This window comes from Thalassobellus citreus (genome assembly GCF_044385915.1).
GTDB lineage: Bacteria > Bacteroidota > Bacteroidia > Flavobacteriales > Flavobacteriaceae > Thalassobellus > Thalassobellus citreus.
Map to the genome: position 1 here is coordinate 391,939 of NZ_JBISCC010000125.1, position 24,381 is coordinate 416,319.

Here is a 24,381-nt window from a genome sequence, read left to right on the forward strand (position 1 = left end):
TCAATAGTTTAACATGAAAAACATAACAGAAACAAACTCATCTAACAATAAAACAAAAACTAGCAACCATGGTGTTTGGTGGCATCAAGAGGATATGGGGCCTTTAAAAAACATTCCTTATATCGTACAATTTGGCAGCATGAAATTTTCTAAAGTAAGAATGGACGAAAACATGCGCCCTCATTTAAATGATGGTATTGAAATACATTTTGTTAATAGTGGTAAATATAAATGGGTAGTTGACGACAAAGAAATTGAACTTTTACCTGGAAATTTATCAATAACAGCGCCTTGGCAATTAAACGGAAGTCCTACCGGAAAAATGGATATTGGTCAAATAAATTGGATCATAATAAAACCAAAAAAATATACATTAAACACACCTCTTAATTTAGGAAACTGGACTAAATTACCATTTGACCTCCAAGAAAATATAGGCACAATGATTGCCAACAAAAACAATTTAGTTATTGAAAAGGCAAAAACCTTTAAAAAATACTTTACTGAATTAGAAAAAGAACTATCTAGTCAAGAAGAAGGTTTTGAAATAATGGTTGGTAACATTATTGAAAACTTATTTATTGACTTACATAGACATCTATCGCTTAGAGAACAAAAAAATTATGAAGAAGATAATTTTATAGAAAGACTCACTCAAATAGTCACAAATGATTTAAGCAAGAAATGGATTATTGACGATTTAGCATATATGTTTGGTATGGGAAAAACCAAGTTTACTTATGAAGTAAAAAAGCTTACAGGATACCCTCCTAATAGTTTCATCATTAATTTAAAAATTGAAAAAGCTATTGATTTAATTAAGAACAACAAATCAATGAATATGTCAGACATTGCGTTTACTTGTGGCTTCTCTTCCTTACAACATTTTACTGCTACTTTTTCGCAACGTATAGGTGTTAGCCCCAGCAAATATGAGAAATAAATATTAACAATGTTAACATTCTGTTCTTTTTCTTAACAGTATTTAATAAGCATTATTTATTTTTCACCGCATTGATTTTTGATATACAATATAAAAAGAATCTATTATTACTCATTTCAAAACGCTACTAAACACCCCTCATAATTATCTACATTCTTAGTAATTTTAAAATTTTAACATAATTTTAATAAGGGAGACAGCTCTTTTTTTCGTCTTACATACAAGAAGAGCATATTTTATGTGAATTTCACATTACTAAGAATATGTTTTACTAAACTTTTTTAAAATAGTTGAATTAGTCACTTAATTATTAAAAAAACCAGGGCTGTTAAAGCAGCCCTTTTTTATTATTTTTTAATACCCAATAACACATTTAAATATAATATATGAAACGCATTTTAATTTTTAGTCTAACTTTTTTTATTGCCTTTAGTGCAAAAACTTTTGCTCAATCCATTAATTTAAACGATCCGCTACCAGTAGATAACACTATTAAAAAAGGTGTACTTCCTAATGGTATGACGTATTATATAAAAAGTACAGATGTTGTTAAAGATGCAGCGACATATTATATTATTCAAAATGTAGGTAGTATTTTAGAAAACGAAGACCAAAGAGGTTTAGCTCATTTCTTAGAGCATATGGCATTTAATGGTACTAAAAACTTTCCTGGAAAGGGACTTTTAAATACACTACAAAAACATGGTGCAGTTTTTGGTAAAGATATTAATGCTTATACCTCTTTTGACGAAACTGTTTATAATTTAAATAACATTCCAACAAAAGATGGTTTAGTAGATACCTGTTTAACCATTTTAAATGATTGGTCTAACTATTTATTATTAACCGATGAAGAAATAGATTCAGAACGTGGTGTTATAAAAGAAGAATGGCGTACACGTCAAAATGGCCAAATGCGTTTATTAGAAACATCGTTACCTATTATGTTTAACAATGCCAAATATGCCGATAGAATGCCAATTGGTTTAATGTCTGTTGTAGAAGGCTTTGAATACAAAGCGCTTCGAGATTTTTATCATGACTGGTACAGAACAGATTTACAAGCTATAGCGGTTATAGGTGATGTTAATGTTGATGAAATTGAACAAAAAATAATAGAAAAATTCTCTAAAACACCAGCCGTAGAAAACCCTAAAGAGCGTTTTACAGTAAATATTCCAGAATACAAAGGCATGCTATACGTTTTAGGTAAAGATCCTGAAATTTCTACAGCTTCAATTAACTTTGGTATTCACCATAAAAAATCTTTAAAACCAGAAACCGTAGGAGATTTAAAACGTTCGCTATTAGAATCTATGGCAGTAGGTATGTTATCGTCTAGAATTTCAGAACTTTCACAAAAACCAGAAGCTCCATTTTTAAGAGCAGGTGTAGGTTATAATGGTGGTTGGGCTAGAACGTCTAATGATTTTAGCATTTCTATTTCTCCAAAAGAAAACCAACAACAAGCGGCATTTAAAGCTGTTTTAACAGAAGTTGAACGTGCTGTTAAGTTTGGTTACATCCCATCTGAAATAAATAGAATGATAGCTAATTTTAAAAGTTCTTATGAAAATCAAATCGCGCAAAAAGACGATATGAGTCATAGTGCTATTGAAAGAGTTATCCAAAGTAATTATTTACAAAACAAAACCATTGCAGATGTTGAAAAAGAATATGTTATTGTAAAAGAGTTATTAAAAACGATTACAGAAGATGATATTCATCAAACTATAAAAAGACTATTTACTGAAGATAACCGTTATTTAAATGTAACAGGAGTTGAAGGTCAAAATAATTTAACTGAGGCACAAGCGAAACAAATTATTGCAAGCGTAGAAAACGATGCTTCAATAAAACCTTATTCAGAAGATTTAGCTGGAAAAACATTAGTATCTGATTTAAATATAAAAGCAGGAACTATTACAAACACAGAAGTAAATAACGATTTAGAAGCAATAACTTATACTTTAAGCAACGGTATAAAAGTACACTATAAATTTGTTGATAAAGAAAAAGACAATGTAAGCTTAAATGCTATAAGTTATGGTGGTACATCACTTTTAAGTGATGACGATTTACCATCTGCTTCACTATTAGGAAACCTAGTTGGCATGTCTGGATTAGGAGATTTTTCAGCAGTAGATTTACAAAAAGTTTTAGCAGGTAAAACAGCAGGCGCAAATGTAAGTTTAGGCGATATTTCAGAAAATGTATCTGGAGGTTCTAATACTAAAGATGTGGAAACTATGTTACAAATGGTATACTTACGTTTTGTGAAACCACGTTTTGACAAAGACGCATTTAAAGTTTTAGAAAGTAATATTAAAAATTATATCGTTAGAAGAGGCGCAGATATAGGCGAGAAAATGCGAGATAGTTTAAGAACAACTATCTACGGAAAAAACAATCCTAAAAAACCAATTTTTAATGAAGCTTATGCTTCTAAAATCTCTTTTGAAAGAATAGAAGCTATCTATAAAGATCGTTTTGCTGATGCTTCAGATTTTGAATTCTTTATAGTTGGTGATGTAAAAGAAACACAATTAAAACCGCTTTTAGAAAAGTATATTGCTTCTTTACCAACTAAAAACGTAAAAGAGACTTATAAAGACAATGGGCCTAAGTGGATTTCAAATAAAATTGATAAAGATGTTTATTTAGCTATGGAAGATCCAAAAGCTTCTGTAAATGTTGTTTACAAAAAAGAAATGCCTTTTTCTTTAAAGAATTCTATTTACACTAGTACCCTTGGAGATATTTTACAGTTACGTGTTACAGAAACTGTAAGAGAATCTGAAGGAGGCGCTTATAGTCCAAATGCATCTGCTAGCCTAAGCAGAGAGCCAAAAGCGCAAGCTTATATATCATTTCGTTTTGATTGTAACCCTGATTTAGCCGATAAATTAGTTGATATTGTAAATGCTGAATTAGAAAAGATTGCAAACGGTGATATTAATGAAGACGATTTAAACAAAACAAGAACAAACTTTTTAAAAGATAGAGAACAATCTAAAGATAAAAATAGCTATGATATGTCATTGTTAACTAATTTCTTTAGATTTGATTACAATATGAACAATCCTAAAAACTTTGAAGATATTGTATCTAAAATGTGTAAAAAGGATATTAAAAACATGGCTAAACAAATACTTGATGGGGCAAAATCTTATGAAGTTATCTTTAAGCCAAAACAATAATTAAATATGAAAAAAATAATTTTAGTATTTGCTCTTATAGCAGTTACCATTTCACAGGCTCAAATTTTAGAGCCTGTAAAATGGTCTACTTCAACCAAAAAAATATCAGAAACCGAATATGAATTAATTGCAACTGCAACAATAGATCCGCATTGGCATTTATATTCTCAAACAGTACCTGAAGGTGGACCTATTCCAACTACTTTTTCTTTTATTGGTAACAGTAATTATTTAAAAAAGGGTAATACCTCTGAAGAAGAAGGACACACAATTGATGATCCTATTTTTGGAATGAAAATAAAGTTTTTTGAAACTAAAGCGTTATTTAAACAACGTATAAAACTTAAAACGAAAGAAGCTTTCAAGGTAGAAGCTACAGTAGAATTCATGGTTTGTGATGATTCTAGATGTTTACCACCTACAGAAGCCGATTTAGTTTTTAACATAAAGTAGAATAAATCATAATTAATATGAAAAGAATCCTTTTAATAGCACTATTTACAATATCATTTTTTGGTAATGCACAAATATTAGAACCTGTAAAATGGTCTACATCTGTTGAAAAACTATCTGATACAGAGTATCAATTAGAAGCCAAGGCTAACATTGAAAAAGGTTGGCATTTATACTCACAAACAGTACCTGATGGAGGTCCTATTCCAACAGCATTTATGTTTGATGATGCAAATGGTAGCATAAAATTAAAAGGAAATACTTCTGAAGAAGAAGGACATACAGTTGATGACCCTGTTTTTGAAATGAAAATTAAGTTTTTTGAAAAAACAGCAAGTTTTAAACAAAAAGTAGAAGTTCAAGAAGGCGTAAATACAATCAATGGTTTTGTAGAATTTATGTCATGTAATGATACACAATGCTCACCTCCTACTGAGGTTGAGTTAGTTTTTAAGTTATCAGATAAACCTGCAGATAGCGCAATAGAAGAGAATTCTAAAATAGCGACAGCAAAAATTGATGATACTAAAGGAAAAGATTCAGAATCTAAAAAGGGGCTTTGGGCTATATTTTTAGGAACATTATTTGCAGGATTATTTGTTCTCTTTACACCATGTGTTTTCCCTATGATTCCAATGACAATGAGCTTTTTTCTTAAGCAAAATAAAGACGGAACAAAAGGAAAATTTAATGCTATTTTTTATGGCTTATGTATTGTTTCAATATATGTTTTGATTAGTTTACCATTTCATCTTTTTGAATCATTATCTCCAAACATTTTTAATTCTATTTCGACTAATGTTTATTTAAATATTGCCTTTTTTATAATTTTTATTGTTTTTGCTTTTTCTTTTTTTGGAGCTTATGAGATTGTTCTTCCTACCAGGTTTGCTTCAAAAGCTGATTCAGCTTCCAATTCAGGAGGTTTGTTAGGAATATTCTTTATGGCATTAACGCTAATTATTGTTTCTTTCTCTTGTACAGGCCCTGCTTTAGGTTTAATATTAGGAAGCGTTTTATCTTCTGATGGAGGTGCAACAGCCTTATCTGTAGCAATGCTAGGTTTTGGATTAGGGTTAGCATTTCCTTTTATGTTATTTGCTTTATTCCCTAGTTGGTTATCATCTCTTCCTAAATCTGGAGGTTGGCTAAATACAGTAAAGGTCGTTTTTGGTTTTGTAGAATTAGCACTAGCTTTTAAGTTTTTATCAAATGCCGATTTAGTTTTACAATTGCACTGGTTAGAGCGAGAAGTATTTATAGCTATTTGGATTGCAATATTTGGTACACTTGCTTTATATTTATTTGGAAAAATACAATTACCTCATGATTCGCCATTAAATCATATTTCTGTAGGAAGAATGAGCTTAGCTATGATATCTTTGATTTTTACATTGTATATGTTACCGGGACTTTGGGGCGCACCACTTAATTTAATAAGTGCTTTTCCTCCTCCACAACATTACAGCGAATCACCTTATGGCGTAGGATTTACTAAAATTGGTTCTGGAACAGCTTCTACCCATGACGCATTACCAGATGGCGCACACTTGATGGCTCCACATGATATACTCGCTTTTAACGATTATGATAAAGGCTTGGCCTATGCTAAAAAAGTTGGAAAACCAGTGATGATAGATTTTACAGGACACGCTTGTGTAAACTGTAGAAAAATGGAAAATAATGTTTGGACTAAACCCAATATATTAAACATTTTAAAAAATGATGTGATTTTAATTTCTTTATATGTTGATGATAAAAGAAAATTAGAAGAAAAAGATCAGATAACATCAAAAATATCTGGAAAAAAACTAAAATATATAGGTCAAAAATGGAGTGAATTACAAACCATTAAATACAAGGCTAATACACAACCTATGTATGTTTTAATGGATCATAATGAAGAAAACCTGATTGATCCTGTTGCGTATACACCAGATGTTGAAGCATATCACACTTGGTTGAAAGCAGGTGTTTCAAATTTTAAATAATTTTTTTGAGTTAATTTTTTTCATGAATCACTTTGGTTTTTATAATCAAAGTGATTCTTTTTAAATAATATGATATGAGCAAACTAAGTAGCTTCTTTAGAGGAAATAATGCAGCAAAAGAAACACCTTCAAATCTTGAAACATATTTTGCCCCTTTTAGACAAAATATAGTAGGTATTAATACTGAATTTGATTCTCCTTACGGAAAGAAGAAAATTATTTATGCCGATTGGACAGCAAGCGGACGCCTATACAGGCCTATAGAAGAAAAGCTTTTAAACGAAATAGGTCCTTATGTTGCAAACACTCATACCGAAACATCTATAACAGGTAGTGTTATGACGCATGCTTATCATGATGCTAGAGCTATTATAAAAGCGCATGTAAACGCTTCAAAAGATGATGTTTTAATTACTGTAGGAACAGGAATGACGGGAGCTATAAATAAGTTTCAGCGTATTTTAGGTATTAAATTAAATGAAAATTTAAAAGATCACACCCAAGTTCCTGAAGAAAAGAGACCTATTATTTTTGTGTCTCATATGGAACATCACTCTAACCAAACTTCTTGGTTAGAAACCATAGCAAAAGTAGAAGTCATTCCTTCTAATAGTGAAGGTTTACCATGCACAGTAAGTTTAGCATATTTATTAAAAAAATATAGTGAAGTTCCTATTAAAATAGCAGCTATTACAGGATGCTCAAACGTAACTGGAATACGAACAAATTATTATGAAGTTGCAAAAATGATGCATCAAAATAATGGTTTATGTTTTGTTGATTTTGCTTGTTCTGCACCATATGTTAAAATTGATATGCATCCAGAAGATGAAGACGCGTATTTAGATGCTGTTACATTTTCTCCTCATAAATTTTTAGGAGGCCCAGGAACATCTGGCGTTTTAATTTTTAATAAAAAATTATATAAAAACTTAGTACCAGATAACCCAGGCGGTGGTACTGTAAGTTACACCAATCCATGGGGCGACCATGATTATATTGACGATATAGAAACACGTGAAGATGGTGGTACACCTGGTTTTTTACAAGCTATAAAAATAGCGTTGTCCATTAAGTTAAAAGATAAAATGGGTATTGAAAACATACTTAAACGCGAGCATGAACTCAATACTATTATTTTTGATAGCCTAACTAAAATTGAAAACTTAAAAATACTTGCTCCAAATAACACCGATAGATTAGGTGTAATTTCTTTTTATATAGAAGATGTACATTATAACTTAATTGTAAAACTGCTTAATGATAGATTTGGAGTACAAACTAGAGGTGGTTGTTCTTGCGCTGGAACTTATGGACACTATTTACTAAACGTTGATCAGCCAACATCTAAATCAATAGAAAAGAAAATTTTAGAAGGTTGTTTAATTGAGCGTCCAGGATGGATTCGTATGTCTATTCACCCAACTATGACAAATGCCGAGGTTCGATTTATTTGTAAATCTATTGAAGAAGTTGCAAAAAACTATCGCGAATGGCAAAAAGATTACACACACGATGCTGTAAAAAATGAATTTATTCATAAAAACCAGGTTGTTGTTGAAGAAGATATTATTAAAAACTGGTTTTAATATATTTAAATCTATAATAAAATAAAGCCAAAGAAGTTAAAGCATTCTTCTTTGGCTTTTCCAAAAAACTAAACTAATTATAATAATATTATATTACTAAATATGATTTTATTATATCTTTAAAACGCTAATTATTAAAGTGCTTTATTTACTGTAAAAGTATAGTAACAAGATGTTATTATTAAGTATTTAATTATCAAGAAGTAATACTATATTAGCTTATTATTAGTATTTTTAGCCAATTACTTAAAAATTTAAGATGTTTTTTTAGAATTTTAAATTCAATCAAGTTTTTTGCATACATTTTCTTAGTATGCCAAGAGCTCTAGATATATGACCTTCCACTGTTTTCATAGAAATATCTAATTTGTCTGCAACTTCATGATATTTTAAACCTTTAATTTTATTTTCATAAAACACAACCTTGCACCTAGCAGGAAGTTCATCTATGCATTTATCCAGTGCTTTCAATTTTTTGTTCTTAAACTTAGCATCTGGTTCTATAGCTTGCATCATCGCCGTATAATAATATGATGATAACATGCTGTTTTTTTTCTTTACGTTTCTATAATTATCCATGAGCTTATTATAAGATGCTCTAGTTAGATAACCACTAAGAGATGTGTTGATATTAAGGTCTTTTCTATTTGTCCATAGTTTTAAAAACACATCTTGTACTACATCTTCAACAATATTTTTATCATTACAGTAGCTAAGTAAAAATGCGCATAACTTACCGTAGTTTTCTGCATAGACTTTCTCGAAAACTTTTTGATTTCCAGCTTTTAAAGCCTCAATTGTAATGTTAAATTTTTTGTTTTTTTGCAAACTATTCGGTGGATTAATCGAATTATTTTCACAAAAATGAAAAAAATAATTAATAATTAGGGGGTATTTCATTCTTTTTACGTCAATACTTTAAATGATAGTAAAAAATGAACAAAACGGCAATAAATAGGCTAATATTAAAACTTATTGATAATACAATTTCAGAAACAGAATCTGAAGCATTAGCTATTTGGTTAGAATCTGATGATGAAAATTTAAAATATTTTAATGAATTAATTCAGGTAAATTATTTAATCGATTCAAAACAAGAATTTAACCATAACGAGTCTTTAAACCGAATTCTTAATACAACACAAAGAAAAAGAAGGTTCAGTAAAAAAACATGGCTTTATTCAGTAGCAGCGTCTATTACTATTTTATTAGCAGTTACGTTTACAACATATAAATACAACACTACTAATAGTAAGCCAATTATTGTTAATAATAATATTGATAATGGTACAAATAAAGCAACCTTAACTATTGAAGATGGTTCAAGTATTGTTTTAGAAAAAGGACAAGATTATGTTGCGAGTACAGGTAATATAATTAGTAATGGTGAAGAAATTATTTATGAAACTAAAAAAACAAACCTTACTAAAACAGCTTATAACACGCTAACCATACCAAGGGGTGGGCAATTCTTTTTAAAACTAGCAGATGGTACGCAAGTATGGTTTAATTCTGAAACACAATTAAAATATCCTGTCAATTTTATTGATGGAGAAACACGTCAAGTAGAATTGGTATATGGTGAAGCTTACTTTAAAGTTTCTCATAGCACAGAACATGGAGGCTCTAGTTTTAAAGTATTAAATGATGGACAAGAAATTGAGGTTTTGGGTACAGAATTTAATATTAAAGCTTATAAAGATGAAGCTAATCTTTACACTACGCTGGTTACGGGCAAAGTAGCAGTATCTACAGATAATACTAGTACCATTTTAAAACCTGGCGAACAATCTAATTTAAATAGCAGCACAAAAGATTTTACAGTAACAACAGTTGATGTTTATGATCAAATATCATGGAAAGAAGGCATTTTTAGTTTTAAAAGAAAATCTCTTAAAAACATCATGCAAGTTTTATCTAGATGGTATGATATGGATGTAACCTTTGAAAACAAAGCCTTAGAAAACATTGGCTTTAATGGTGCATTAGGTAAAGATCAAAATATTCAAGAAATATTAGAAACTATTAAAGGTTCAGGAGTTATTAAAAATTATGAGATAAACAACAAACAGGTTATTTTAAAGTAAATAAAAAGAAAAAAAGAGAGAGCGAAGTCCAATCATTTGGCGGTGAACTAAACTTCGTCCCTCTAGTATGTATTAATTAAATCAATGTCTAACTAACACAATGCGAATTTATGGAAATTAAATTAATTAAATTCCGCTCTCTCATTCGAAAGCGGGTATTACTAACAATTATGAGAACATTCATTTTTCTTCTATGCTCTACAATTTTTGGTCTAAACACAGAAAGTGGTTTAGCTCAAAAAAGAGTAAAAATAGATACTGATAAAGAGGTCTCAGTAGACGAGGTTTTCGATATTATTAAAACGCAAACCGATTATCATTTTATCTATCAGCAAGATCTTTTTAACAATATGCCTAAGGTGCAATTGAAAAAAGGGATAATTAGTGTTGGTAAGCTACTAAAAAACAGTTTGTCTACAGAAGATTTTAGTATCATATTATCTACCAATAATAATATTTTAATAAAAGAAAAATCTGATGTTCAACAAATTCAAATTTCTGGAACGGTAACAGATGCAAAAGGACAGCCTCTATATGGTGCTACCGTTTTAATAAAAGGAACAAGAACAGGTACTACAACCGATTTTGATGGAAAATATTCTATTATGGTAGCAAGTACTCAAAATATATTGGTATTTTCTTCTTTAGGCTATAAAACTCAAGAACTTCAAGCGGGAGCAAAAGGAGTTTTAAATGTTTCTTTAGAGGAAGATATTTCAGAATTAGATGAAGTTGTTATAAGTACAGGAATCTTTAAGCGTCCAGAAGCAAGTTTTACAGGTGCTGCAACTGTTATTACAAAACAACAAATTCAGTCTTTTGGAAATAGAAATTTACTAAGAACTTTAGCGAATATCGACCCTTCTTTAGATATTCAAGAGCAAAATAAATTTGGTTCAGATCCAAATAATACAACTTTAAATATACAAATAAGAGGTGCGTCTTCTATAGCCGATATTAATAACTTACAAAATCAAACTAGAGGCGAATTAAATACACCGCTTTTTATTCTAGATGGTTTTGAAGTAAGTGTAGAACGCGTTTTAGATATGAATCAAAACGAAGTAAATTCTGTTACTATTTTAAAAGATGCTAGTGCTACTGCTATTTATGGGTCTCGTGGAGCAAATGGCGTAATTGTTATAACGTCCTCTATTCCTCCAAAAGGAAAATTACGAGTAACATATTCGGCAGGTCTTAATCTTGAAGTACCAGATTTATCATCATATGATTTATTAAATTCTAAGCAAAAACTTGAAGTTGAAAAAATAGCAGGTTTATATACAGGTTCAGATACAAACCAGCAGATTTTACTTGACAACCTTTTTAATCAAAATAACAAAGCTGTTCAAGAAGGGGTTAATACAGATTGGCTTAGTATACCAACTCAAGTAGGTGTTGGTCAATACCACCGTATAGGAATTAGTGGAGGTGATAAAGAGTTTAGATATGGTTTAAACGTTTCATACAACAACATTACAGGAGCTATGAAAGGGTCTAAACGTGATAATCTTAACACAGGTTTTAATTTACAATATGCTTTTAAAAATGTTAACGTATCAAACCAACTTGAGTTAGGTTTTAATAAAGGAACTAATAGTCCTTATGGAACGTTTTCTCAATACTATGATATGAATCCATACTGGAGACCATATGATGAAAATGGAACACCAATAACAACTTATGAAACGTTTGGAAACACAAACAGATACAATCCTTTGTATGATGCTTCTTTAGCAAGTTTTTCAACAACAGATTATAATAATATACGTAATAATACTTCAGTTAGTGTTAATTTAAATCCTAGTTTAAAATGGGATACAAGTTTTGGAGTTACATTGCTTAAAGGTGGTTCAGATTTATTTACATCACCACTAAATTCTGCTGGTATTATTGCTAATCTACCAATTTTAGAGCGAGGTTCTTATTCTAAAGGTATTAGAGAAGAGAAAACGTATCAAATATCGTCTACATTAAATTACGGAAAAACGTTTGGCAAGCATGCTTTATTTTTAGGTGTTAATGGTCAAATTATAGAAAACCAAAGCGAAAGCATGTCTATCTATGTTAAAGGTTTTACAAATGAAAATTTAAATGACATTTCAAACGGTATTAACTATTCAGGACAAAGTCCAAGAGTATCAGAGTCTAAAGTTAGAAGCGTTGGACTAACAGGTATATTTAACTATAATTACGATAATAAATACTTTATTGAAGGAACAGCAAGAGTTGATGGTGCCTCTTCTTTTGGTTCTGAAAGTAGATATGCGCCATTTTACTCACTTGGTGCTGCTTGGGATTTTAGTCAAGAAAAAATTATAAAAGAAAATTTAACATGGCTTGACCGTGCTAAATTTAGATATTCTTACGGAGTAACAGGCTCGTTAAACTTCTCAGCATATCAAGCACTTAGTACGTATAAATATGACACAGAGTCTCAGTATAACAATATTACAGGAGTAACTTTATTAGCCTTAGGGAATTCTAATTTAAAATGGCAAAATACGAAGCAAAACAATTTAGGTTTAGATTTAAGTGCCTTTAAAAACAGACTAGGGTTTACTTTTAATTACTATCGTAAAACTACAGACAACTTAATAGGAGATGCATCGCTTCCATTATCAAACGGTTACACGAGTTATACCGAAAATTTTGGAACGGTTAGAAACACAGGATATGATGCACAAGTAAGTGTAAATGTATTACGTGATGATAAAAATCAAATTTCTTGGTATTTATCTACGGGTGTATATCATAATGAAAATGTTTTAGTAAAACTTTCTGATGCTGTTAAAACAGCAAATGAGCAATGGGAAAATCAATTTACAAATGCTGATGCTTTTTACCAATACAGAGAAGGTCAATCTATGGATGAGATATATGTTATAAAATCACCAGGTGTAGATCCACTTACAGGAGATGTATTATATGAAGACCCAGAAACTGGTAATGTTTATAATGAAATTAATGAAAACACAAGAAAGATACCTATGGGTAGTTCTTTACCAAAAATTAATGGACGATTTAGTTCTTCCTTACGTTATAAAGGTTTTATGCTAGATCTAGCGTTTTCATACCGCTTAGGTGCTAAAAAAATAAACTATTCGCTATTAAAAGTAGAAAATGCTTATGTAAGAAACAATGTTGATGCAAGAGTATTAGATACACGTTGGCAACAACCAGGAGACATAACTGCTTTTCAAAATATAGCTAGCGAAAATATAACAGTTAATAACGATCGTTTTGTATTTACTGAAAGAACTTTAGCTTTAAGTAACATAAACCTTAGCTATCAATTTTCTCAAAAAGTATTAGATCTATTTAATGTTAAACAATTAAGCTTAACAGGAACTATTTCAGATGTATTTTATATTTCAAATATAAGAACAGCGAGAGGAACAGATTACCCATATACTATAAGGCCATCATTAAACCTTTCTGTTACATTTTAATTTAAACCAGATAGAAAACATGAAAAAACAATATATAATTATTTTATTTTTAGTAACAACGCTTTTCTCCTCATGTGATGATTATCTTGATGTGGAGCCAAAAGATATGGTAACAGTAGACAAAACACTAACTACTGCCGATGGGTATACTTCTGCTATTACAGGGGTATATCAAATACTGCAAGATGTTTATAACCCAGATAGTTTTTTAATGGGAAATGGTACAGATGTTTTAGCAAATACTTATGCAGAACCATATGATGATTTTTCTTATATGTTAACTAAAATTCATCATTATGAATTTGATAATACTCAAGTTGAAACACAAATTAGTGCAGCATTTTTAAATTTATATAAAGCTATTGCTAACATAAACATCATCATAGAAAATATTGAAAATGAAACAGCCTTAACTATTGATGAGGTTAATTTTATAGAAGGAGAAGCTAAAGCCCTTAGAGCTTTTATTCATTTTGATTTATGGCGTTTATTTGGTACGGTTCCAGATGACACAGCAACAGCTTCAGAAGTCATATTACCATATGCATTAAATGTAACTAACGGTCCTATTGATTATGTAAATTACGAGACTTATTTCTCATATATTCTTGCAGATCTAGAAGATGCTAAAAATGCATTGTCAGTATCAGACCCAATAGTAAAATATACCAAAGAAGCTTTAAATAATTTAGGAAGTATTGATGAATACCCTAATTTAGGATGGTATGGTAGACAAAACAGATTTAATTACTATGCAACACTTGGAACTTTAGCTCGCGTTGAATTATGGATGGGAAACAACCAAAAAGCGTATGAATATGCCAAAGAAGTTGTAGATGCCAAAAACGAAGATGCTTCTTTAAAATTTGAATTAGGTACATCTGCTAATTTAGGTAATGGAGACTATGCCCTTTTTACAGAGCAACTTTTTGGAATAGAAACTTTAGATTATGACGACATTCCTTATGCTGCTACATCATATTATGCACATTGTGTTAATGGTCAATATATAATTCAACAGTTTTATACTAGTGCATCAGATATTAGATTAAGTTTATTTGAAACAACCGAAAATAGTGCTTTATCATGGGATGCTCAGTGTACTAAAAAATATAGTAAAATGACAGAGAATGATGTTTCAGAATATAAAAGCATTCCTGTTATTAGATTATCTGAAATGTATCTAATCCTAATAGAATCGGCACCTACTCTAGCTGAAGCTCAAGAATACTATGATACTTTTATTAATACACGTTTTGATATTGGCACAACACTTACAGAAGCAAATCGTCAAGAAACAGTATTGAATCAATATATTAAAGAACTATGGGCAGAAGGACAGATTTTCTATGCTTATAAACGTTTGAATTTAGAAATGCTTCCTATATCATTTCAAGAAATGAATGCTGATAAATACCGTGTTAAACTTCCAGAAGGAGAAACAAATTCTGGAATATAATAATAACGGCAACATGTATTATTCTTAAAAAAAACTTCATTTAAAGTTAAACTAAGAATATTCAAACCATTAAATAAAAACATATAAAAATGAAATATAGATTTTTAATATTAATAATTTTATTCGCAACACTATCGTGTAGTGAAGATTACCCAGAAACATATCAAGGGGATGCTTATTTAGGTTTTGCTATTGGCCCTGAAGATTATAGAATATATGTGCAACAATATTTTAATAATTTTTATTATTACGATGATAGCACTGTAGCTCGAGATACTGTATATGTGGCAATGAATGCTGTTGGTGCAATTCCTAATAAAGATATTGCAGTAAAAATAAAAACGTTTGATAGTGAAACACGTTCTTACCCTGAACGTATTGATCAAACAACAGAAAATGCGGTATCAGGGGTGCATTATGTCCCTTTTGAATCTGATGAAATGACTAATTTACTGAAATTTCATGCCAATAAAATGCAGGATACAATTCCAATTATTCTGCTAAATGATGCTAGTTTAAAGGAAACAACTTACCGTTTAACATTTCAATTAGATAATTTAGAAAATGCCTTAGTTACAGACAATGATGAAAACAGGGTGGTTATTTACATATCTAACAGAGTAAGTAAACCAAGTAACTGGAACGACTGGGAATTTGGCATCTATAGTGATGTTAAAATAGATTTTATGATTCGCCATTCCGATTTAAAATGGAATGAAGAAGATATGGAAATGGTTTTAAACGATGCATTTCTATTATCGTACTATAAATATAAATTTAAAGAAGACCTTATAAAGGAAAATGAAGCCCTTGGTAGTGATGGTCCTTTAGTAGATGCAAATGGACAAGCCATTAAATTCTCTCTTTTTTAATTCTTAAAAAACATATATCATGCAAAATATAAAGATATTTTTTAAGCCCTTTATTATAGGGGTGTTTACACTATTTATTATTAATTCATGTTCTAATGACACCGATTATGTAGAGCCATTCGACGATATAAACATCCTGCTTGAAAATGTTAAGGATACTTATTTCTATAATGAAACACTGTTATTAGATCCAGCAATAACTTATGGAGAAAATAGCGTTGACGACACTACATTTTCATACAAATGGAATCTTGTAAAAGAAAGCGGTGTAGAACTTATTTCAGAAAGCAAAAGTTTAGAATATCAATTAAATACGATTGGGCAATTAAATATTCAATTACTAGTAGAAAATAACGAAACACACGTTATAGAATCTCAAGTAGTGACTATAGATGTTCAAGCTGTTACCAATAAAGGTTGGTATGTACTTAAAGAAACAACAGAAGGCAATACAGAACTTGATGCGTTTTATATTGATTTAGCTACCCCAGATTATAATATTTTAGAGCAAAAAACAGGAGCAGCTCTATCAGGAGCTCCTAAAGTTTTAACAAGTATGGGGCGTTATAACGAAAACTATCAAACGGTAACAACTATGCAAGTTTTTAGTGAGCATGATGGTGTTGAGCTAAATCTAAAAGAAGCTAAACTATCAAGTAAACTTGATGATATGTTTTTGTTAATTGATAATAAAGCAGAACCTAATATACAATCAGGAATAGTGAATAGAGATATTGTGTACCTTTCTATGGGTGATTATGGCACTAGTTATATGAGAAATACAGATCCAGCATTCTTTCCTCCAATTGAAGGCGATTATAGAATTGATGGGCAAATGACTATGGCATCTTTTGGTAATGTTTTAGCTTTTGACAATAAGAACAAACGCTTCATTAGACTTATAGCAAGTTATGATTCTTTTTATACGCTTGGTGAATTTGCCGATGCTTATACTAGCTATAATAATGGTGTTGAGGTTTCTGTAAACAATATGAATGGAGAATCAATCTTTTTAGAAAACACTCAAAAAGGTTCAGGTTGGGAAGCTACAACTTATGCCTATTCTTTATTTAAAAAAGATGGTATTGATGACGCTTTAACACTTTACGGACTAGATTATGAAACCTTTGTTAAAGGTTCTTATTGGGCACCAGATTTTTCAGTAATTGAGTCTGGAGATTACAGTCCTATTAATCTTGAAAAAACCTTAACAAGTACAGATTATCCAATGCTAGTATCTTCAGATGTTTATACAATGAATAAACAAGTTGATATCTTATATTTTGCAAAAGATAATGTTATTGGAGCTTATAATATTAACGACGAATCGTATAACCCATCATTTGTTAATGATATTCCTGCCGATGAAACTATTACGTTCATGAAATACATTAACACAAGTTATTGGAACTATGATGAGTTTTACACACCTGTTTCTATCGATTTAGAATTTAATGGTTTAGTAGTAGCTACTTACAATCAAGCATCAGATACTTACAAAATATATCGTTACCAATTAGATGGTTTAACTACTATAAGTAAACAAGACGATATAAAAACAGGAACAGGAAAAGTATCAAAAGTTATGTATATATCGACTTCTAACGATTGGTTAAATGACATACACCTGTATAATTAACAAATAATTTTAAAAATGAAAAAAGCAATAATCATTGGAATGATTTCTTGTGTTATGTTTTTAATGTACGCATTTACAAGTGTTAAAACCAATATAATACCACATACAAATACCTTAAAAACTTCTGTTTTTAGTGATTCGTTAAAAGTAGGCGATTTGTGTCCAGACTTTAAAATGGAAAATTTAAAGCATGAGTCTGTTTCATTGTCATCATTTAGAGGTAAATATGTTTTTATTGATGTGTGGGCGTCTTGGTGCTACCCTTGCCGTTTAGAATATCCTTTTCTTGAAAAGATGGCAGAAGAAATTAATTCTGATGATATTGTTTTTCTTGGTTTAAGTATAGATACTAGAGATTACAAATGGATAGGAATGGCTCGAAATTTAAAGATGAAAGAACCACAATGGCGTGTTTTAGATTCTGTATTCGAAACCAAATTTAGAGTTGCTTACATTCCTCGTTTTATTCTTTTAGATAAAGAAGGACGAGTTGTTAATCTTAAAATGGATAAACCTTCTAAGCCAGAAACCAAAGCATATTTAGAGAATTTATTAGGTATAAAAAAAACGACCAAGGTAAAGCAGCCAGAGTATCATATTACCGTACAAATGAAAAACGTTAATAAAGAAGCTCCTGCACTTTTAGGTGTTAGAAAAAATGGTAGAATGAAAATTGATACCGTATATGCTAATAAAAATAATGAATTCATTTTCTCTGGTAAAATGCCTGATTTAAACAGAGGTTTTTTATATGTTTTACACGATAAAATAGATCCTACTGTAGCACCTAATAATGGTGATGGTATACCTGTTTATCTTGAAGAAGGAAAATTACTTATTAAAGGTAAAGACTCTATTGAAACAGCAAAAGTTTCTGGAACACCTTTAAACGAAGACAGCTATAAGTTAAGACTTATTAGCGAATCGTTTACTGCTAAAGAAAAAGCCCTTAACAAGTCTTATTCAAAAGCCATAGAAGCGAAAGATGATAAAAAAATAGCAACACTTCAAAACGCTTATAGCGATTTAATGAATGAGAAAAAAGAAGCCGAAAAAGAATTCTTTTTTAATCACAAAAACTCATTAGTTAGTTTAGATTGGTTAAGAAAAAACATCAATATTAAACAAGATAAGCAAACAGCTGAAACATTATTTAATGCATTATCAGACGATGTAAAAAATTCGGCATCAGGAGTACTTTATTCAAAAGAACTTAAAGAAACACCTGCAGTAGGTCTTAATTCTAAAGCACCAAATTTTAGTGCAAAACAACCCAACGGAGATTTTATAAGTATAGAATCGTTAAAAGGGAAATACGTTTTACTTGATTTTTGGGCGTCTTGGTGTGGGCCATGTCGTAAAGAAAACCCAAACCTGGTAAACACTTATAACACTTATAAAGACAAAAACTTTACAATATTAGGCTACTCTTTAGATGAAGGTGCAGATAGATGGACACAAGCTATAAAAAAAGATGGTTTGCCTTGGAACCAAGTATCAGATTTAGCAGGATGGCAAAGTTTACCAGTTCAATTATATGGTGTTAATGCAGTTCCTACTAATTTTTTAATTGACCCAAACGGCATTATTATAGCTAAAGACCTTAGAGGTGAAGCGCTAAATCAAAAACTAAAAGAGGTTTTAAACTAAAAAACGTCTTTAAAAAAAGGAAAGATGTGTACAAATATGCTTCTAACCAAAACATATTTAGAAGCATTATTAAAAAGAAATAATTAAAAACGAAAATGAAATTAAGAAAATTAAAAAGTCAAGTATTAGCATTAGGAATCATAGGTTTTATAATGCATACAGGGCATTTATCTGCTCAAGATAAAGCCTCAGATTATAAAGTTGTAATAAAGCTAAAAGACATAAACAAAGAAGCTCCTGCATTATTATTAGTAAAAGAAGGTAATGAAATGCTTATTGATACGGTGTATGCTAATACTAAAAATGAATTTGTATTTACAGGAAAAATCCCAACATTAAAAAGAGGATATCTTGTTTTATGCCATGAAAAACTTAAGCCAAATGAACAACCAAGTAATGGTGACGCACTACCTGTATTTTTAGAAGAAGAACCATTATTTGTAACAGGAAAAGATTCAATATCTACAGCTAAAATTACGGGATCGCCTTTAAATGTAGATAATTATGATTTAACTCAAATAGGTAAATCGTTTACAGCTAAAGAAAACGTTCTAGGTATGGCATTTTCAAAAGCATCAACTGCTGGAGATCAAGAAAAATTAGCCGAACTTCAAAAAGCTTATGAAGCTTTGATGGTGGAGAAGAAAGAAGCAGAAAAAGCATTCTTTTTAAGTCACACAAACTCTTTAGTGAGCTTAGATTGGTTAAGAAGTAATATTAATGTTATACAAGAAAAAAATAAAGCTACAGAATTATTCAGTAAGTTATCAGACGAAGTAAAACAGTCACCATCAGGTGTTATTTATTCTAATATTCTTAAAGACACAAAATCTGCCGATATCAATTCTCAAGCACCAGATTTTAGTGCTAAACAACCTAATGGCGAAAAAATGAGTATTCGTTCGTTAAGAGGTCAATATGTTTTACTAGACTTTTGGGCATCTTGGTGTGGCCCTTGTCGTAAAGAAAACCCGAACTTAGTAAAAACATACAATACATTTAAAGATAAAAACTTTACTATTTTAGGGTATTCTTTAGATGCTGGAAACAATGCTTTACAACAATGGATGGGCGCAATTGAAAAAGATGGCTTGGTTTGGAATCAAATATCAGATTTAGCAGGATGGCAAAGTTTACCAGTTCAATTATACGGCATTAACGCAGTTCCTACTAACTTCTTAATAGATCCAAATGGAGTTATCATTGGAAAAAACTTAGTAGGTGATGCATTAAATCAAAAATTAAACGAAGTTTTAAACTAAGACTATGAAAAAGTTTTTTATTTCATTCATACTAGTCGTTGGGATGTCAACAACTGGTTTTGCTCAAAAAGTCACGTATTTTAATTTCTCTAAATTACCAGAGATTATTGAAAAATCATTAAAAGAAGCTCAAGAGAAAGCTCCTTTTAAAACTATTGAAGCATTAAAAGAACACTGCATTACGGCAAAGAAAGAGGAAAATATAGAGTACTCTAATCTTCCAAAAGCTCATACTAAAAAAATAACAACTCAGGAACTAGCAAAACAAATTAGAGCATCATCTTTAATGATTTGTAAGTATAAAAAAGGCTTTGGAGCCTATCCTGATTTTGTTCTAATAGGCGCATCAGCAGTTGTTTTAAGTGAAGATGGTTTATGTGTTTCAAACTATCATGTTTTTGAACCATTAATAGATGAAGGTCAAGGTGTACACCCTCAAGACAAATTGTTTTTTGCAGCTGATGAATATGGACATGTTTACCCAATAACAAGCGTTAAAACTTATAGTGATGTAGCAGATCTTGCTGTTTTTACAATCGATACACGTGGTAAAAAATTAATTCCTGCGCCACTTGGTAACGATCAAGAAGTGGGATCTACAGTGCATACTATGACACACCCTAAGCAAGAAGGTTATTATTATACCCAAGGTGTTGTGGCTAGAAATTCTGGTTTTGATGATAACCCATGGGAAAATAGATGTGAAATTACAGCAGATTTTGGTTCTGGCTCTAGTGGTGGACCTGTTTTTGATGATTATGGAAACTTAATATCGGTAGTATCCTCTACTACTTCTGTATATGCCGAAAAAGGTAATAGTCGCGACTGGCAAATGGTTATGAAATTAACCATTCCTGTAAGTTCTGTAAAAAGATTGATTAAATAAAGATTAATAACACAAGAGTTAGTCAGTAAAAGGAGGTTACTTCACTTAGAAGTAATCTCTTTTTTTGTTTTATCTAGGGGTTTATTTTAGATAAAATTCTATTCTTGAAAGCTATAAAAGATTTACTTTACCTTCCTAAAAAAACGCTTTTATATATAAAATTCCTTATAAAACATAAAAGGCAGCCTTTATAAAGACTGCCTTCTTTTAACTTCTATTATTTAGAGTGACTAATTCAAATAAGAAAACTTAAATCAAAGTTTACAACTAGAAGTTTAAATTATAATTACTTACATCCAATCTGGTTGTTTTTCATCTTTTAAATAAAAATCAAAAAAGGATTGCATTTTCTCTGTCCAATCAATTCTGTTTTTATAAGCATTTAAAGTGTGTCGTTCATTTTTATAATTAATAAGCCAACTTGGTTTACCCAAGCGTCTTAATGCAAAAAACAGCGACATACCTTCTTGAAAAGGCACCGAAAAATCATGATCGTTATGAAATATTAATGTAGGCGTTTGAATGTTTTTAGCAGAAAAAACAGGTGAGTTTTTTATGTAAGCGTCTGGCTCATCAAAAAACGGTCCTTTCATTCTGTATTGATCGGCTTCATATTTAAACATATTAGACAAACCATTACCTCTATAACTTAAATAACTAGAGGTAAAATTACTAACACCAGAACCCACTATAGCACAGTTAAAAATATTGGTTTTGGTTAGCAAAAAAGACGTTTGATAACCACCAAAACTATGGCCTTGAATGCCTATTTTACCTTTAGTAGCAATACCTTTTTTTATTAAATATTCAACACCACTAACAGCTGCATTATAAGCACTCATTCCTGGTTCGTTTAATCTGTAATGTACATCTGGTTGAAAAACAATATAACCTTGACTTACATAGGTAGGAATGTTGATGCTTGACGTACTAAATTCGGGCATATGATAGCGATGTAATTCTTGGGTATGCTTTTCATAAAAATGCACAAGCATAGGGTAGGTTTTACTAGCATCATATCCTTCTGGTAAATAAATTACCCCTTCGTTTTTTTCGCCTTTATAGGTTTTCCATGATACTAATTTAGAAGTTCCCCAAGCGTATTTATTTTGCTGTGGATTTACATTTGTAATTTGCTTCTGATTTTTGAAACTTTTATCAGCCCACCAAATATCTGGAAAACGCGAATAGCTTTCTCTACTAAATAAATAAGCATTATCATTTCCTGAGGCTTCTAAAATTTTTATATCACTATCATCATATTCTACGAGTTTTTCAACAGTGTTATTTTGCAATGTATAGATACCAGAAGATTTCGTTTTTGTATTAAAACTTTTTAAAAGTAGTGGTTTTGTTAAGGACAAGTCGCCTATAAATGATGCTTTATTAAAGCAAAATTGTAAATGGTGTTTTCTACCATATTCTTTAGTAATTGAATACGATTTTTTACGCCCTGTAAGATCTATTGCCCACAAATCATATTTTCCATAAACAACCACTGTTTGTCCGTTATCTAACCAACCTGCAATATCGTAAGAAATAGATTCTAATCCCATATCACTTTCTGTATTCCATAGTGGGTATTTGATATCGCTACCTATGTCTTTAAATACAGGCTTTTCATCATTTGGATTCAACGTCATCCATACTTTCTTCTTACTATTAAATAATACGGCATAAGTACCTTTAGAATTCCAATATGGAGGATTTAAAACACCTTCCATTAATAAAGTTCTAGAATTATTTTTAAGATTTACTAGATACAAATCAAACCGTTCGCTAAATTCCCAATCTAATGCAACCTCATGTTTCTCTTTATTAGTTTCAAAAACACTTGTGTAATTTTCGGTATTTGGAGCTATGACTTGGTCATAATTACCCGAAGATATTTTAACGCATGTTTTTTCTGCTATGTTATAGATATAACGCGCTGGTTTCTTTTTGATTTTTTCGCCTCGTAATTTTTCGAAACGGCGCGCCTTAGTGCCTTCATTCCATTTCCAAATATCAACATCTGTTTTAGCATGATTTCTACCTCTATTTCTATCAAAATGTGGTTTTAATTCAAGGCTAATGGTATTTGTATTGGTATTTAAAAGATATGCTTTTCTTAAAAATTCAACCGATGTGTCTTCACATGTAATGCTATCAAAATCTAAAATTTGTTTAATTTTTCCAGATTTTAAATTGAAATAATACAACAAGTTAGTGGTTTCTGAATTTTCAGATTTTAATGTAAATGTTCCTTCTGTTTTATTTGAGTTTAGTTCAAAATCTCCAAATTCGTTAGCATTACAGGTATAATAAGTTTTATAAGGACCTTCAATAGGGCCTTGTTTTAAATAAACATTACCCGATTCTTCTTGAACAAAAATAATATCGTGATCGTTATTATAGGCTTTAAATCTTTTTACATTATTTATAACTATACTGTCATTTTCTTCAAGATTATAATACACCAATTTTTGTAAAGCGCCGCCATTTACAAAGGGTCCGAAATGATTATAAAATAAAAAATCACTATTCTTTATTGCTCTAGTATAATCTGTAACCGACCAATGGCGTTTTTTATTTGAAGCTAAATCATGTAAAAAAACACTATCGTTTTGTGTGTATTTTAGCCAATTTTCAGTTCCAACAAACTCCAAATCATTTACATTATTTAAAATAATTTGTTGGCTGCTTTTAACGTTTTCAACTGTTATTGTATTAGCATTTGCTTCTCTTTCATCTTGATATGCTGTACTGTAAAATAGCCAATTGCCATTGTATGAGATACCTTTACTTGCTATACGTTTCCATGATTTATAAGCAAGCGTGTCAATACTTTTTTTCTGACCTTCTACATGTTGTACTAATAAAACAGTAAAGCAAATTAGGATAAATTGTTTCATAACA

15 protein-coding genes are annotated in these 24,381 nt (G+C 30.5%); 13 read left to right on the plus strand and 2 right to left on the minus strand.

The window, feature by feature from the left end:
* The first annotated feature begins 13 nt into the window (after positions 1-13).
* The 5 genes from ACH5TX_RS12025 to ACH5TX_RS12045 all read left to right on the plus strand — a co-directional run bounded on the left by ACH5TX_RS12025 (position 14) and on the right by ACH5TX_RS12045 (position 8,176).
* Positions 14-943, plus strand: coding sequence for a helix-turn-helix domain-containing protein (locus ACH5TX_RS12025; protein WP_439339746.1), 930 nt, complete (start codon positions 14-16; stop codon positions 941-943).
* Positions 944-1,329: 386 nt separating this feature from the next.
* A complete protein-coding gene (locus ACH5TX_RS12030; RefSeq protein ID WP_439339747.1) occupies positions 1,330-4,143 on the plus strand; it encodes a M16 family metallopeptidase in 2,814 nt (937 codons plus the stop codon).
* A 6-nt stretch (positions 4,144-4,149) separates the two neighbouring features.
* Complete coding sequence (locus ACH5TX_RS12035) at positions 4,150-4,596, plus strand: protein-disulfide reductase DsbD domain-containing protein (protein ID WP_439339748.1); 447 nt, start codon at positions 4,150-4,152, stop codon at positions 4,594-4,596.
* A 17-nt stretch (positions 4,597-4,613) separates the two neighbouring features.
* Complete coding sequence (locus ACH5TX_RS12040) at positions 4,614-6,587, plus strand: protein-disulfide reductase DsbD family protein (RefSeq protein ID WP_439339749.1); 1,974 nt, start codon at positions 4,614-4,616, stop codon at positions 6,585-6,587.
* A 74-nt stretch (positions 6,588-6,661) separates the two neighbouring features.
* Positions 6,662-8,176, plus strand: a complete 1,515-nt coding sequence (locus ACH5TX_RS12045; RefSeq protein ID WP_439339750.1) for an aminotransferase class V-fold PLP-dependent enzyme — start codon at positions 6,662-6,664, stop codon at positions 8,174-8,176.
* A gap of 285 nt (positions 8,177-8,461) precedes the next feature.
* On the opposite strand, the gene ACH5TX_RS12050 is transcribed toward ACH5TX_RS12045, so the two are convergent.
* Positions 8,462-9,076, minus strand: coding sequence for an RNA polymerase sigma factor (locus ACH5TX_RS12050; protein ID WP_439339751.1), 615 nt, complete (start codon positions 9,074-9,076; stop codon positions 8,462-8,464).
* A gap of 35 nt (positions 9,077-9,111) precedes the next feature.
* Here ACH5TX_RS12050 and ACH5TX_RS12055 point away from each other — a divergent pair, with 35 nt between their 5' ends.
* The 8 genes from ACH5TX_RS12055 to ACH5TX_RS12090 all read left to right on the plus strand — a co-directional run bounded on the left by ACH5TX_RS12055 (position 9,112) and on the right by ACH5TX_RS12090 (position 21,483).
* Positions 9,112-10,263 (plus strand): FecR family protein, encoded by a 1,152-nt coding sequence (locus ACH5TX_RS12055; protein WP_439339752.1) that lies wholly within the window; start codon positions 9,112-9,114, stop codon positions 10,261-10,263.
* Between the two features lie 170 nt (positions 10,264-10,433).
* Positions 10,434-13,715, plus strand: a complete 3,282-nt coding sequence (locus ACH5TX_RS12060) for a SusC/RagA family TonB-linked outer membrane protein (RefSeq protein WP_439339753.1) — start codon at positions 10,434-10,436, stop codon at positions 13,713-13,715.
* 19 nt (positions 13,716-13,734) lie between these two features.
* Positions 13,735-15,174: a RagB/SusD family nutrient uptake outer membrane protein gene (locus ACH5TX_RS12065; RefSeq protein ID WP_439339754.1), complete on the plus strand. Its 1,440-nt coding sequence runs from the start codon at positions 13,735-13,737 to the stop codon at positions 15,172-15,174.
* Positions 15,175-15,263: 89 nt separating this feature from the next.
* Complete coding sequence (locus ACH5TX_RS12070) at positions 15,264-16,046, plus strand: DUF4843 domain-containing protein (protein WP_439339755.1); 783 nt, start codon at positions 15,264-15,266, stop codon at positions 16,044-16,046.
* 19 nt (positions 16,047-16,065) lie between these two features.
* Complete coding sequence (locus ACH5TX_RS12075; RefSeq protein WP_439339756.1) at positions 16,066-17,685, plus strand: PKD-like family lipoprotein; 1,620 nt, start codon at positions 16,066-16,068, stop codon at positions 17,683-17,685.
* 15 nt (positions 17,686-17,700) lie between these two features.
* Positions 17,701-19,335 (plus strand): redoxin domain-containing protein, encoded by a 1,635-nt coding sequence (locus ACH5TX_RS12080; protein WP_439339757.1) that lies wholly within the window; start codon positions 17,701-17,703, stop codon positions 19,333-19,335.
* A 95-nt stretch (positions 19,336-19,430) separates the two neighbouring features.
* On the plus strand, positions 19,431-20,597 hold the full coding sequence (locus ACH5TX_RS12085; protein WP_439339758.1) for a redoxin domain-containing protein: 1,167 nt from the start codon (positions 19,431-19,433) through the stop codon (positions 20,595-20,597).
* 4 nt (positions 20,598-20,601) lie between these two features.
* On the plus strand, positions 20,602-21,483 hold the full coding sequence (locus ACH5TX_RS12090) for a S1 family peptidase (RefSeq protein WP_439339759.1): 882 nt from the start codon (positions 20,602-20,604) through the stop codon (positions 21,481-21,483).
* A gap of 290 nt (positions 21,484-21,773) precedes the next feature.
* Here the strand turns inward: ACH5TX_RS12090 and ACH5TX_RS12095 are convergent, their stop codons facing one another.
* Positions 21,774-24,377: an alpha/beta hydrolase family protein gene (locus ACH5TX_RS12095; protein WP_439339760.1), complete on the minus strand. Its 2,604-nt coding sequence runs from the start codon at positions 24,375-24,377 to the stop codon at positions 21,774-21,776.
* Positions 24,378-24,381: the final 4 nt, after the last annotated feature.